General features: G+C 71.5%; 13 protein-coding genes. 7 read left to right on the plus strand and 6 right to left on the minus strand.

Annotation, left to right across the window (positions count from 1 at the left end; all coding sequences use genetic code 11):
• Positions 1 to 54 precede the first annotated feature (54 nt).
• Positions 55 to 252 (minus strand): zf-HC2 domain-containing protein, encoded by a 198-nt coding sequence (locus C4V41_RS14770; RefSeq protein WP_103956377.1) that lies wholly within the window; start codon positions 250 to 252, stop codon positions 55 to 57.
• Positions 252 to 806, minus strand: coding sequence for a sigma-70 family RNA polymerase sigma factor (locus C4V41_RS14775; protein ID WP_235030119.1), 555 nt, complete (start codon positions 804 to 806; stop codon positions 252 to 254). Before C4V41_RS14775 ends, C4V41_RS14770 begins: the two co-directional genes overlap by 1 nt.
• A 139-nt stretch (positions 807 to 945) precedes the next feature.
• Between C4V41_RS14775 and C4V41_RS14780 the strand changes: the two genes are divergently transcribed.
• From C4V41_RS14780 to C4V41_RS14800, 5 genes are all read left to right on the plus strand, one after another.
• Entirely contained in the window at positions 946 to 1,560 is a 615-nt protein-coding gene (locus tag C4V41_RS14780; RefSeq protein WP_160150282.1) for a DUF4142 domain-containing protein, read from the plus strand.
• Positions 1,557 to 3,062, plus strand: coding sequence for a DUF1996 domain-containing protein (locus C4V41_RS14785; RefSeq protein ID WP_235030120.1), 1,506 nt, complete (start codon positions 1,557 to 1,559; stop codon positions 3,060 to 3,062). Before C4V41_RS14780 ends, C4V41_RS14785 begins: the two co-directional genes overlap by 4 nt.
• Positions 3,063 to 3,111: 49 nt before the next feature.
• On the plus strand, positions 3,112 to 3,939 hold the full coding sequence (locus tag C4V41_RS14790) for a ferric reductase-like transmembrane domain-containing protein (protein WP_103956379.1): 828 nt from the start codon (positions 3,112 to 3,114) through the stop codon (positions 3,937 to 3,939).
• 61 nt (positions 3,940 to 4,000) lie between these two features.
• Positions 4,001 to 5,593, plus strand: a complete 1,593-nt coding sequence (locus C4V41_RS14795; protein ID WP_103956577.1) for an NADH-quinone oxidoreductase subunit NuoF family protein — start codon at positions 4,001 to 4,003, stop codon at positions 5,591 to 5,593.
• A 110-nt stretch (positions 5,594 to 5,703) separates the two neighbouring features.
• Entirely contained in the window at positions 5,704 to 7,095 is a 1,392-nt protein-coding gene (locus C4V41_RS14800) for an FAD-binding oxidoreductase (RefSeq protein WP_160150283.1), read from the plus strand.
• Between the two features lies 1 nt (position 7,096).
• Here the strand turns inward: C4V41_RS14800 and C4V41_RS14805 are convergent, their stop codons facing one another.
• The 4 genes from C4V41_RS14805 to C4V41_RS14820 form a co-directional block, all read right to left on the minus strand.
• Complete coding sequence (locus C4V41_RS14805) at positions 7,097 to 7,789, minus strand: L,D-transpeptidase family protein (RefSeq protein ID WP_103956381.1); 693 nt, start codon at positions 7,787 to 7,789, stop codon at positions 7,097 to 7,099.
• A 104-nt stretch (positions 7,790 to 7,893) separates the two neighbouring features.
• Positions 7,894 to 8,613 (minus strand): ABC transporter permease, encoded by a 720-nt coding sequence (locus C4V41_RS14810; protein WP_103956382.1) that lies wholly within the window; start codon positions 8,611 to 8,613, stop codon positions 7,894 to 7,896.
• Entirely contained in the window at positions 8,610 to 10,127 is a 1,518-nt protein-coding gene (locus C4V41_RS14815; protein WP_103956383.1) for an ABC transporter permease subunit, read from the minus strand. Before C4V41_RS14815 ends, C4V41_RS14810 begins: the two co-directional genes overlap by 4 nt.
• Positions 10,124 to 11,041: an ATP-binding cassette domain-containing protein gene (locus tag C4V41_RS14820; protein ID WP_103956384.1), complete on the minus strand. Its 918-nt coding sequence runs from the start codon at positions 11,039 to 11,041 to the stop codon at positions 10,124 to 10,126. Before C4V41_RS14820 ends, C4V41_RS14815 begins: the two co-directional genes overlap by 4 nt.
• 113 nt (positions 11,042 to 11,154) lie before the next feature.
• Here C4V41_RS14820 and C4V41_RS14825 point away from each other — a divergent pair, with 113 nt between their 5' ends.
• Both C4V41_RS14825 and C4V41_RS14830 read left to right on the plus strand, forming a co-directional pair.
• Positions 11,155 to 12,414 (plus strand): sensor histidine kinase, encoded by a 1,260-nt coding sequence (locus tag C4V41_RS14825; protein WP_200823977.1) that lies wholly within the window; start codon positions 11,155 to 11,157, stop codon positions 12,412 to 12,414.
• Entirely contained in the window at positions 12,411 to 13,070 is a 660-nt protein-coding gene (locus C4V41_RS14830) for a response regulator (protein ID WP_103956385.1), read from the plus strand. Before C4V41_RS14825 ends, C4V41_RS14830 begins: the two co-directional genes overlap by 4 nt.
• Positions 13,071 to 13,076: the final 6 nt, after the last annotated feature.

A 13,076-nucleotide genomic window follows, 5' to 3' on the forward strand; every position in this document is an offset into this window, starting at 1 on the left:
GGGACCGGGCGCAACGCCTCGCCGTACCGATACCACCCGAAAAGGTCATAGACGTCAACGTGACATGGACATCGGGGGATCGTCGTCGGAGGCCGAGGGAGTGTTCTTGAGTCCGTCGAGCTGCTCCGGCAGCTCGGCAAGCTCAATCAGCTCCGCCTGGCACTGCTCGCACGTATCGAGGTGGCGTTCGAACGCCTCGTGTTCCTCATCATCGAGGACGCCGAGGACGTAGGCGGCCACCCCGTCATGCATCAGCCGGCTACCCCCTTGTCCCGCAGCAGCTCGCGGAGAGCCCGGATCCCGTAGTAGAGCCGGGACTTCACCGTGCCCGGCGGGATCCCCAGAATCGCCGCCGCCTCACTTATCGTACGGTCTCGGAGGTAAGTCTGCTCAATCACTTCGCGGTGTTCTTCAGACAGGGATCGGAGAGCGTCCGCGACGACCATCGCCGATAACGCCCGTTCCGAGCCGTCTGGCACCGCCATCATGTCGACTTCGGGTGGCTCGACCTCCTGCGGTCTCACACTCTTCCGCCGACGTCCGTCAATGACTATGCGACGGGCCACCGTCAGTAGCCACGCCCATATGAGGCTCGGTTCCCATTGCAGTCTTGCCGAGTTCCGCCAGGCTCGGACGAGCGTCTCCTGCACCACGTCCTCAGCCCACTGAAGGTCGTTACCTGTGGATTTGCGGACGTGTCGCAGTAGAGGGCCGCCGAACTCCTGGTAAAGCACCGCAATGCGATGCTCCGCCTCGGCATCCGCACTCTCGAACCTGCCGTCGAGGTGACTTAGCACGGGGCACATCTTTACACCTTCGTTATCCAAGCGGTAGCCACTCCGATAACTCCAGTCATTTCTAACTATCTCCGGCCATAGCCTGAACCTTGCGAGGCGTGCCCGCGTACCTCCGACCATGCACAGGCTTTTGCGCGGAGAGTTGTTCATGCTCGGTGGCTTCGTCGTAGCCGCCGCCGCGACGATCGCGCTGGTCATGCCGCCGTCCATCGATCCGGCGGCGTCCCAGTCCACAGAGACGTCGTCGGGGCCGCTCACGGCCGCCGACCGCGATCTGCTCGTGAAGGTACGCCAGGCAGGCCTCTGGGAAATGCCCGTGGGTGAGTACGCGCAGACGCGTGCCCAGTCCCAGCGGGTCAAGGAGGTCGGCCGGCTCATCAACAAAGAGCACATGGACCTCGACCTGCTGACCCGCCAGCTCGCCAAGAAGCTCGGCGTGGCCCTGCCGGACGAGCCGAACCCCGACCAGCAGCGCTGGATGGCCCAGCTGGCCGCGGAGAGCGGGCCGGCCTTCGACAAGGACTTCGCGAACCTGTTGCGTGCCGCGCACGGCAAGGTCTTCACCGTCGTGGCAGGTGTTCGGTCCGGGACGCGTAACTCCGAGATCAGGAAGTTCGCCGCCGAAGGCATCAACTACGTCATGCGTCACATGTCGTACTTGGAGTCCACCGGCCTGGTGAACCACGACGATCTGCCCGAAGCACCGACCCCGGCCCCGGCGCCCCCCATCGCCATGGCGGCCGATACGAGGAGACACTCATGACGAGATCCAGACGCATGGCCGCGGCCATGTCGGCCTTGGCCGTGGTGGCCACCGGGTTGGTGTCCGCGGCAGTCATCGGCGTAGCGTCCCCGGCCATCGCCGACCACTGCGACCCGGCGGAGCAGGGGCAGGGTCAGAACCAGAACCAGAACCGGCAGGGTCAGCAGCAGGACCAGGACCAAGGCCAGCAGGACCAAGGCCAGCAACAGGACCAGGGCCAGCAGGATCAGGGTCAGGGGAACCAGGACCAGAACCAGCAGGACCAAGGCCAGCAGAACCAGGACCAGCAGGGTCAGCAGCAGGACCAGGGCCAGCAACAGGATCAGGGCCAGCAGCAGGACCAGAACGGCGACCAGCAGCAGGCGCCCCAGGGCGGCAGCGTCGCCGTGCTCGACCCCGACCAGAACCAGGACCAAGGTCAGAACCAGGATCAGGGTCAGCAGCAGGACGAGCAGCAGGACCAGGGCCAGCAGCAGGATCAAGGTCAGCAGCAGGACCAGGAGGCCGCCGAGCCGGAGCAGACCGCTTCGACGTTCGGCCGCCGCGGCAACAACCGCCCCCGCCCGAGCCAGAGCCCGACCGCGTCTCCGTCGCCCTCCCCCACCGGTGGCGGCGACGAGGAGCAGTGCGCCGACCTGGGCCCGTTCCCCGAGGACTTCGTGGACATCCGCCAGGTGCGGGGCAACGGCGGCCTGCTGAACCCCCGCTTCGGCAGGAACGGCTCGCGCGGCTCGTTCGTCTCCCAGTGCGGCACGAACCGTAACGGCCACAACAACCCGGACAACTTCATCGTCGCCCCCGGCGTGAGCAACGGGGCGCACCACCTGCACGACTACGTGGGCAACGTGTCGACGGACGGATTCTCCACCGACGAAAGCCTGGCCGCGGCGGGGACGACCTGCCGGCTCGGCGACAAGTCCACGTACTTCTGGCCGGTGCTCAGAGACCGCAAGTCGGACGCCAACTCCAACGACCCCGACGGCAACGTCGGCCAGGTGCTGCGCGCACGCTCCGTGACGCTCCAGTTCCGCGGCAACGCCAACTCCCGGGTCGTCGCCATGCCGAGGTTCCTGCGGGTCATCACCGGTGACGCCAAGGCCGCGACGAACGGCACCGCCAACGCCCGCGCCGCCTGGAGCTGCACCGGCTTCCAGAATCGGGTAACTGCCGACAAATATCCGCTTTGCCCGCGCGGCAGCCAGACTCTCCGTATCCTGGACTTCCCCAGTTGCTGGGACGGTCAGAACACCGACAGTGCGAATCACCGGACTCACATCGTCTTCCCCGACCAGAACGGCACATGTCCCCAGGGCACCAGGGCGGTTCCGCAATTGCGCATGACCCTCGCGTACGTCGCACCTCAGGGTCCTTCGTTCGCCTTGGACGCGTTCCCGGAGCAGAAGCACAATCCGGTCACCGACCATGCCGACTTCGCCAACGTGATGCCCGACCGGTTGATGCAGAACGTCGTCTCGTGCATCAACCGGGGCCGCCGTTGCTGACCTGAACAGCCTTCCGAGTCGCACCCTCACCCGACCTTGGAGGGAATAGATGCTCCACCGACGACACCCCAGGCACGCCCCCACCAAGCTGGACTCTCGTAGCTTCCGGCTGGGGGCGAGCGCCTCGATCGCGGCGATCGTCCTGGCAGGCTTCGTGCTCACCAGGACAGAGCGCGGCATCGCGATGCTCGGCCAAGGGGTCGGCTTCCTCGAGTTCTACGCGGGCGTGTTCGGCCTGGTGCTGCTGACCGCGACCGTCGCGCTCGGCCTCATCACCACCGAACGCGTCTTCCTGTCACCGGCCAACCGGGTCAGGGCCCAGCTCGCTCACCGGGCCACCGCGCTCATCGGGATGGCGTACCTGATCACCCACATCTCGCTGATGATCAGCCTGGGGCACATCCAGCCCGGGGCGGCGGTCGTGCCGATCGCCGGGCTCTACGTGGGACTCGGCACGCTGGCCTTCGATCTGATGATCGTGGCCGTGGTGACGGGGATGCTCCGGGGACGGTTCGCCGTACGGACCAGGCCATGGGTCTGGCGGGTCATGCACTCCGCCGCGTACCTGGCCTGGCCCATCGGGATCATGCATGGACTGACGGCCGGCCGTCCGCCGGCCGGATGGGTGGCCTGGTCGTACGTGGCCAGCATGGCGGCGGTCGGCTCCGCGCTGATCGTCCGTGTGCTGGCCTCGCTCCGCCGGCCGCCCGTCATCTCCGAGAAGGTCGCAGGACCCGCGGTGACCGCCGCCGCCACCGCGGAAGTACCCGTGGAACGGCCGCAGAAGACTCCGGTTCCCGCCGGGGTGACCGCGGCGCAAGGCAACGCACCCGTGAGCCTCGCGGAGGCTCGGCGCAGATATCGGGAGGCCGGATGAGCCTGCTCGCAGTTCTCCAGGAGCGATCGTGATTCCGGCTCGAGTTCCTCGAGTGCTGCGCATGGGTCCGGCCCGGCTGACCGCCGGGCTGGACCATTGCCGCCGCCTCGACCTGCCCGCCCACCGCACCCTCCACGGCGTTCTGGAGCCGCGGGACCTGGGCGAGCTGATCTCGTACGCGAACGAGGTGGACATGCGGGGCCGCGGCGGCGCGGCCTTCCCGTTCGCCCGCAAGCTGAAGGCCGTGGCCGACGCGGCGAAGGGCGGCGACTGCGTCGTCCTCATCAACGGGGCCGAAGGTGAGCCGGCCAGCTCCAAGGACGCCATGATGCTCACCCGTAACCCCCATCTGGTCCTCGACGGCGCGGTACTGGCCGCCGAGGCTTTGGGCGCTCGTGAGGTGGTCCTCGCCACGGCCGGTGGCGAGGTCGCCGAGGCGTCCGTGAACGCCGCCGTCGCCGAGCGCCGGGCCGCCAACATCTCCGGCGGCGCCGAGAGCCGGATCCCGATCCGGGTGGTCGGGATCAAGGAGCGCTTCATCTCCGGCGAGGGCGGCGCGCTCGTCAAGGCCGTCAACGGCGAGGAGGGCATCCCGCCCGGCCGGAAGAAGCGCGCCGCGACCAGCGGTGTCGACGGGCTGCCCACGCTGCTGTCCAACACCGAGACGTACGCGCAGTTCGCGCTGCTGGCCGAGTACGGGCCGGAGAAGTACGCCCAGGTGGGCACCAGCAAGGAGCCGGGCACGATCCTGCTCACCGTCAGCGGCGGCGCCGCCCACGGCGCCGTCATCGAGACGCCGACGGGCACCCTGCTGGCCGACGTCCTCGCCCTGTGCGAAGCGGATGTCGGCGAAGGGGTGCTCATCGGCGGGTACCACGGCGCGTGGCTGTCCGCGGAGGCCGCCCAGACGGCCGTCATCTCCCGCGAGGGCATGAAGCTGGCCGGGGCCACTCTGGGGGCCGGCATCATCGTCCCGCTCGGCGAGACCACGTGCCCGCTGGGCGAGGCCGCCAGGGTCGCGTCCTATCTGGCGGCCGAGTCGGCGGGCCAGTGCGGCCCCTGCCGGCTCGGCCTGCCGGACATGGCCAGGGCCATCAACGCCCTGGTCGAGGGCGCGGGCTCGGTGGACGCGGTACGCCGCTCCGTCCGCGTCGTCGAGCGCCGCGGCGCCTGCTTCCACCCGGACGGCACGGCCAAGTTCGTGCTGTCGGCGCTGGAGGCGTTCGAGATCGAGATCGCGACCCACCTGGAGCACGGCTCGTGCGGCCGCCCGGTGCGCGGCGTGCTGCCGATGCCCGAGCGCGAGGCCGAGCCCGAGTACCGGCTGGAGGTCGACTGGTCCCGCTGCGTGGGACACGGGCTCTGCGCGCACCTGCTGCCCGAGTTCGTGGACCTCGACGACTACGGGTTCCCCTCGTTCAGGAAGATCCCGGGCTTCATGGCCAAGGACGCGCGGCGCGCGGTCGACATGTGCCCGGCGCTGGCCCTGCGGCTGGCCCAGACCAACGGGGACGGCCACGGCGGGAAGCCCGCCGGCTCGCCGCTGCGGCTGGTCAAGGACAGAGGCGGGAAGAAGGGCGAGAAGGGCGCGCCGCAGCTCCCGCGCACGGGCGGCCTGCCACGGATCTCGAAGGTCGGAGGCACCGCCGGGTGATCCTTAGATGAGAGTCCCGGCGTGGTTTCCGAAGTGATGGAGATGTGACCAACCCGGCGGATCCCCCGTACGTCTCACCGATGGTCGTCCACGATCTTCGGGGAGGCGTTTTGGACCGCCGTGACTTCCTGCACGCCGCCGCGCTCGCCCCGCTGGCACTCTTCGCGCCGCCGCCCGACTGGGCCAGGCTGCGGAGACGGCTGGCGGGCACACTCGTGTTGCCGGGCGACGCCGGATACACCTCCGCGCGCCGCCTGTACAACCCGGCCTACGACCGCGTCAGGCCGGAGGCGGTCGCCTACTGCGCGAGCGCGGCGGACGTTTCTGCGTGCCTGGCGTTCGCGCGGGTCAACGGCGTGCCGGTCACGTCCCGCTCGGGCGGCCATTCCTACGCGGGCTGGTCCACCGGCACCGGGCTGGTCATCGACGTGTCCAGGATGAGCTCGATCTCGTACGCGGGCGGCCTGGCCACCATCGGCGCGGGCGCCAAGCTGATCGACGTCTACGACCGGCTCTCCCGCCACGGCGTGAGCATTCCCGCGGGTTCCTGCCCCACGGTCGGGATCGCGGGCCTCACGCTGGGCGGCGGGCTCGGCGTCGTGTCCAGGGAGCACGGTCTCACGTGCGACTCCCTGCGGTCGGTACGGGTCGTCACCGCCGACGGCCGGCTGCTCACCTGCGACGCCCGGCACCACGCCGGCCTCTTCTGGGCCTGCAGGGGCGGTGGCGGCGGCAACTTCGGCGTGGCGGTGTCGTTCACGTTCAGGACGCACGAGGCCCGCGACCTCACCCTGTTCTTCCTGGACTGGCCGTGGGCCAAGGCGCGGGCGGCGGTGCGGGAGTGGCAGGCGTGGGGGCCGTCGGCGCCTCCCGAGCTGTGGTCGTCGCTCCGGCTGTCGCGCTCGGCGGACGGGCTGGGCGTGCGGATCCTCGGCACCCACTCCGGGGGCAAGGCCGTGCTGGAGCGGCTGCTGGGCCCGCTGGTCGCCACGATCGGGCGGCCGTCGTCGCGGTCTGTGCGCACGGTGTCCCATCTGGAGGCGATGAAGGTCATGGGCGGCTGCTCGTCGATGCCGGTGGCCGAGTGCCGGCGGAGCCCGCGGACGGCGTTCTCGGCCAAGTCGCATCTGGCGTACCGGGGGTTGTCGCGGGACGGCGTGCGGGCGCTGGTGGCTGGAGTGGCGCGGGGCGGGCGGCACTCGGTGCTGCTGGACGCCATGGGCGGGGCGATCGGGCGGGTGGCGCCGACGGCCACGGCGTTCGCGCATCGGGCGGCGCTTTACAGCGTGCAGTATTACGCGGACGGGACGTCGCGGCGATGGTTGCGCGGAATTCACGACGACATGTCCCAATATTTCGGGAATCATGGCTACGTGAATTATATTGACCCGGATCTGGGGAATTGGCGGAGCGCTTACTACGGGACCAACGCGCCGCGCCTGGCCGAGGTGAAGGCCACCTACGATCCCGGCCGGCTGTTCCGGCTGCCGCAGGGGGTGTAGGTCAGACGATCTTGCCCCGGACGTACACGGGCTCGCCGGGCTTCACCATCGCGTACAGGCGCTTGGACGTCGTGAGCGGGACCCGCACGCAGCCGTGCGAGGCCGGGCGCAGCGGCACGCTCGTGGAGCCGTGCATGGCGATGCCGCCCGTGAAGTAGAGCGAGTTGAACATCGAGCCGAGCCGCCCGGTCGTCCAGCCGGGCGACCGCCTGCTGACACGGAAGTCCCCCACCGGCGTGACCGCGTTGCCGCAGTGGCCGTTCTCGCAGTAGTGCTCCTCGGCACCGGAGGAGATGTGCGTGATCAGCGCCGGGCGGTTGCGCCGGTAGACGGTCAGGAGCTGGTCGCGCAGGCTGATCTCGACCCGGTTCGAGGCGCCGCGCGGCACCAGCGGCCGGTGCCGCGCCCGCCGGTCGAACGCCGCCCACATCTCGGGCCCGACCGTGTTCTCCGGCCTGAGCCGCCGGTCCTTCTGGAACGCCCACACCGCGAACTTGGTCTGCTCGTCGAAGACCCCGTTGGCCCGGCTGTGGTAGTAGTGGCCGGCGCGCAGCCGCTCCTGCAACATCGCGACCGCCTCCCCCCGATCGCCCGGCCGCAGGACGAAGGTCTCCCCCTCTGCGGCGGCGGGCGGCGTGAACACGAACGGAAATCCGATGGCGACGACGGCTATTCCCAGCAGCTTTCTTCTCATAAATCACGCCTACCCCGATCACCGTGAATTCCATCTCATAAAGAGGTTTTGCCAAGCAAAACCCAGCCCCATTCTGCAAATCCGCCTAAATGACGAAATACAGGTCAGGCGTCGCGCCGCCGCACCAGCAGCCCGCCGCCCAGGAGCGCCGCGGCGGCCCAGGCGGCCGTCACGCCCAGCCCGGCCCACGGACCGAGGGGCAGCACGTCGGTGGTGGCCTGGACGGCCAGCCCGGCGTTCGCCGGCGAGAGCCGCCACAGCAGGAGCTGCTGGTCCTCGTTCCTGAGCATGAGGATCGCGACCGGGAACAGGTAGAGCAGGCCGAGCACGGCCGCGGTGGCCGCCGCCGAGTCCCGTACGGCCGTCGCGACACCCAGGCTGAGCAGGGCGATCAGCACCAGGTAGAGCACGGAGCCGGCGGCGGCGCGCAGCGTGGGGCCGTCGGCCGGCAGGTGCGGCAGCAGGAGCCGGCCCGCGAGCAGTGAGCCGAGCACGGCCAGGGTGCCGGCGCCCAGCGTCAGGCCGGTCAGCACGCCCGCCCTGGCCGTCAGGGTGACGATCCGGCGCGGCATCGCGGCCAGGCTGGTACGGATCATCCCGGTGCCGTACTCGCCGCACACCGCCGTCACGGCCAGCAGCGCGACCAGCCCCTGGCCGAGCTGGACGCCGAAGAGGCCGATCCGGGCCGCGTCGCGGCCGGGGCCCGCGGTCACGCACGCGACGGCGCTCGCGGCCACGGTCACCACCACGATCCCGGCCGCCAGCCACCGGGGACCGGGCACGGTGCGCAGCTTGGTCCACTCCGCGCGCGCTTCCCGCCTCACGCGTCCCTCCTCTCGATCCGGTACGCGGCCACCCCGAGCGCCAGGCCGGCGTAGGCGCACAGCACCGCGAAACCGGCCCACGGCGGCAGCGGGAAGTAGCCGGACGCCGGCGCGTAGTGGCCGGTGACCTGCTCGTACTCGGGGATGCTCTGCTGGATGGCGAACCCGGCGGCCGGGGTGAGCCGCAGCAGCCACCGCGAGACCTCGTCGGGCAGGATGGACGCGATCGCCAGCACGTACGGGACCACGAGCCCGGCGATCGCCGCGATGACGGCCGTCGAGCCGCGCCGGAAGAGCGTGCCCAGGGCGAGGGCGAAGACGGCGGCCACGGCCAGCAGCGCCGCGACCCCGGCGATCACGCGCCACTCGGTCCACGCGCTCACCGGCAGCGTGAACACGCCACCGCCCTGGAGCCGCCCCGCGAGCGGCACCGTGACGGCGGTGGCGGCCAGCCCGAAGACGAACGTGGCGCCGCCCGCCACCACGGCCTTGGCCGCGAGCGTCCGGCCGCGCCGCGGGGCGGCCAGCAGCGTGGTGTGGATCAGCCCCCGCCGGTATTCGGCGGTCACGAACTGCGCCGCGACCACGATCACCACGATGAGCGCGATCAGGGAGCCGACCAGCGAGCGCTCGATGGTGCTCTCCGTCGTGTTCGGGGCGATGTCGCCGGTGCCGGTGACGGCGAAGGTGCCGCCGTTCCTGACGAGCCCGCCCCCGTGGTGCACGCTCCCGTCGGGCTCCACCTCCGCGCCGACGTCGTCGCGGCTCCAGGAGCCCCCGGTCGCCGCGCCCCGCACGCCGACCTCGTCCATGGTCGCGGTGACCTCGGCGAAGCGGGAGGACACGGCGGAGCCGCCGAGGGTGTTCGGCGTCACCCGCACGTCTCCCGGGGAGGCCGCGAACAGGCCGACGCGCACCCTGGCCGGGAGCCCGGGCAGGCGGGCCGTGCCGACCTTGATCCACCGCTCGCCGTCGGCGGACTCCTCGCCGGTGATCGTCTCCCCGGTGCGGGTCAGCCGCAGCCAGCGCGGGGATCCGCCCGCGGTGCCCGCGACGTCCTCGGTGAAGTCGTGCTGCATCCGTACGCCGTGGGCGCCGGTGACCATCACCGCCGCGTACGCGGATCCCGGCTCGGTGCTCCGCTTGATCATGACGCCCGCCTTGGCCCAGGGCACGACGCCGGAGACGACGTTCCGGACGCCGGGGGTGGCGTCGGGCAGGCGGATCTGGCCGGTCATGGAGCGCACGCGGGCGGTGATCGTCCCGTCGCCGTCCAGCGGCTGGTGCACGAAATAGAAGCGGTCCTGGACCGCCTCGCCGTCCGGGCCGAGCGGCGGCACGAGGCAGGGCACCTCGACCGGCCCATTGCTGCACGAGGAGTGCGAACCGGTCGCGAAGAGCACGCCGATCCCCACGATGAGCAGCGCGGCCGCGGCCAGACCGGCCATCCAGCCGCGTACCGTCCTGAGCTTGGTCCACTCCGCGCGCAGCAGATGACGGAAGTCCGAGGTCATCGCGCAGCACCCCGGAACTCGACGGCGTCCCTGGTCAGATCCAGGTACGCCTCCTCCAGCGTCGCCCGATATCCGCTCACCTCGGAGAACGGCACGTCGTACGCTCCGAGCAGGCGCACGATCCGCTCGGCGGGCAGCCCGGAGACGACGAGGGCCTCCCGGTCGCCCGCCGCCACGGTGGCGCCGGCGCCGGCGAGCGCCGCCATGGCCCGCGCCCGCGCGGCGGTGCGCAGCGTCACCCGGTCGCGGGACGCCCTGGCGATCAGCTCGGCCACCCCGATGTCCGCCACGACCCGCCCGCGGCCCGCCACCACGAGATGATCGGCGCTGTCCTGCAGCTCGCTCATCAGGTGGCTGGAGACCAGCACGGCGCGGCCCTCGGCGGCCAGCGCCCGCAGGAGCCCGCGGATCCACACGACACCCTCCGGGTCGAGCCCGTTGACGGGCTCGTCCAGCATGAGGATGGGCGGGTCGCCGAGCAGCGCCGCCGCGATCCCGAGCCGCTGCCGCATGCCGAGCGAGTAGCCGCCGGCCCGCCGCCGCGCCGCCGTGGTCAGCCCGGCCTGCTCGATCACCTCGTCCACCCGCCGGGCTCCCAGGCCCTGGGAGTGGGCCAGCCACAGCAGGTGGTCGCGGCCGGTGCGGCTCGGCTGCAGCGCGCCGGCGTCGAGCAGCGCGCCGACGTGGCTCAGCGGGCGCCGCAGACTCCGGTACGCCCTCCCGCCCACCAGCGCGTGCCCCTCGTCGGGGGCGTCCAGGCCGAGCACCACGCGCATCGTGGTGGACTTGCCGGCGCCGTTCGGCCCGACGAAGCCGGTCACCTGGCCGGGCCGCACGGTGAACGTCATCCCGTCCAGCGCCGTCGTCCGGCCGAAGCGTTTGCGCAGACCGCTGACTTCGATGGTCGCTTCCATGACGAGGGACACTAGGCGGCGGCCCCCGGAGCGGTCGTCACGCCAGGGAGTGATCCTCGCCGTCACTCGTGTGAGGGACGCCGCACTGGTGCGGGGCGGGAACAATGGTCGTCGTGGAGCGAGTGTACGGTCGGCTGGGCCTGAAGACGGGTGCGACGCCATGGGTGCTGATCGCGATCGGCGTCGTGCTGGCGCTGCTGGGGGTGGCCGAGGCGCTCGCCCAGGCCGGGGCCCCCATCCTGCTCGGCGACACGGAGCCCGCCCCCGTGAACGGGCCTCTTAACAGCCCGGTTCCTCAGGTCGACCCCTCGCGTTTCGTCATGATCCTGCCCCTGCTGGCGCTGGCCACCACGCTGCCGATCGCCCTGCTCTGGCACCAGCCGGCCGCGACCGCGCTCCTGGTCTCCGGGATGAGCGTGCTGTCGATCACGGCCTTCCACATGGTGACCATCGCCGGGCTGGTGGCGCAGCTCGTCGCGGGCTACCGGCACGGCCGCCACGGGTCGCCGGTGCCGGCCGTGCTCGTCACCGTGCCGTTCCCGCTGCTGGCCATGGGGTTCGCGACGGCCGGTGGGCCTGACAGTCCCTTACGGCTGTCCTCCCTGCTGCTGGCCTGCCTGCTCCCTGCGGCGGCGCTGGCCGGGATCGCCCGCCGCGCCCGCGGCGAGGCCATGGCCGGCACGGCGGCCCGGCAGGTGGTCGCCGACAGCCTGCTGGAGCACACGGCACGGGGCGAGCGCGCCCGCATCGCCCGCGAGCTGCACGACGTCGTCGCCCATCACATCTCAATGGTCGCCGTGCAGGCGGAGGCGGCCCGGCTGGCCGTGCCCGGCATGCCGGAGGCGGGGGCCGAGCGGCTATCGGCGATCGGTGACACCGCCAGGGCGGCGCTGACCGAGATGCGGCGGCTGCTGGGCGTGCTGCGCGAGGACACCGAGGAGCAGCCGGACTGGCGGCCGCAGCCCGGGCTGAGCCTCGACGAGCTCAACGAGCTGCTGGACGAGTCGCGTGAGGCGTCGGGCAGCGGCACGCGGCTGATCCTGCGCGGTGCGCCGGTGGAGCTGGATCCTGGGGTGGCGCTGGCGGCATACCGGATCGTTCAGGAGGCGCTCACCAACACCCGGCGGCACGCGCCCGGGGCGGCGGTGGACGTGGAGCTCGACTACACCGGCGACATTCTGCTCCTGACCGTCCGCGACAACGGCCCCGGCCCGTCCGAGCCCTCTGACGACACGGAATCCTCTGGGCTCGGGCTGACCGGGATGCGAGAGCGGGCCGCGGCGGTCGGCGGGGAGCTGCGGACGGGGTCCGCGCCCGGCGGCGGGTTCCTGGTGGAGGCCCGCCTGCCGCTGAGCGAGCAGGACCCTGAATGAGCACGATCAGGGTGCTCATCGCCGACGACCACCTGGTCGTGCGGACGGGGTTCGCCGAGCTGCTCGACACGCAGCCGGACTTCGAGGTGGCCGGCGCCGCCGCCGACGGAGCCGAGGCAGTGCGGCTGTGCCGCGAGTTGTCCCCCGACGTCGTGCTCATGGACGTGCGCATGCCGGGCATGAACGGCATCGAGGCCACCCGGCTCCTGGCCGGCCCCGAGGGGCCGCGGGTGCTGATCCTGACCACGTTCGACCTCGACGAGTACGTCTACGACGCCCTGCGCGCCGGCGCCAGCGGCTTCCTGCTCAAGGACGTCACCGCCGAGCGCCTCTTCGACGCGGTACGCGTGATCGCCGCCGGGGAGGCGCTGCTGGCCCCGGCCGTCACCCGCCGCCTCATCGGCGAGTTCGCCCGCCTCGGCCCCCGAGGTCCCGAGGTGGCGCTCTCCGCGCTCACCCCGCGCGAGACCCAGGTGCTGCGGCTCGTCGCCGAGGGCCTGTCCAACCCCGAGATCGCGGCCCGGCTGGTGGTCACGGAGGAGACGGTCAAGACCCACGTGAGCCGGATGCTCAACAAGCTCGGCCTGCGGGACAGGACCCAGGCCGTCGTCACGGCGTACGAGACGGGCCTGGTCGTGCCCCGTGGCAGGGCGTGACCAGGC

This window comes from Nonomuraea solani, assembly GCF_900108335.1.
Classification (GTDB): Bacteria; Actinomycetota; Actinomycetes; order Streptosporangiales; family Streptosporangiaceae; genus Nonomuraea; species Nonomuraea solani.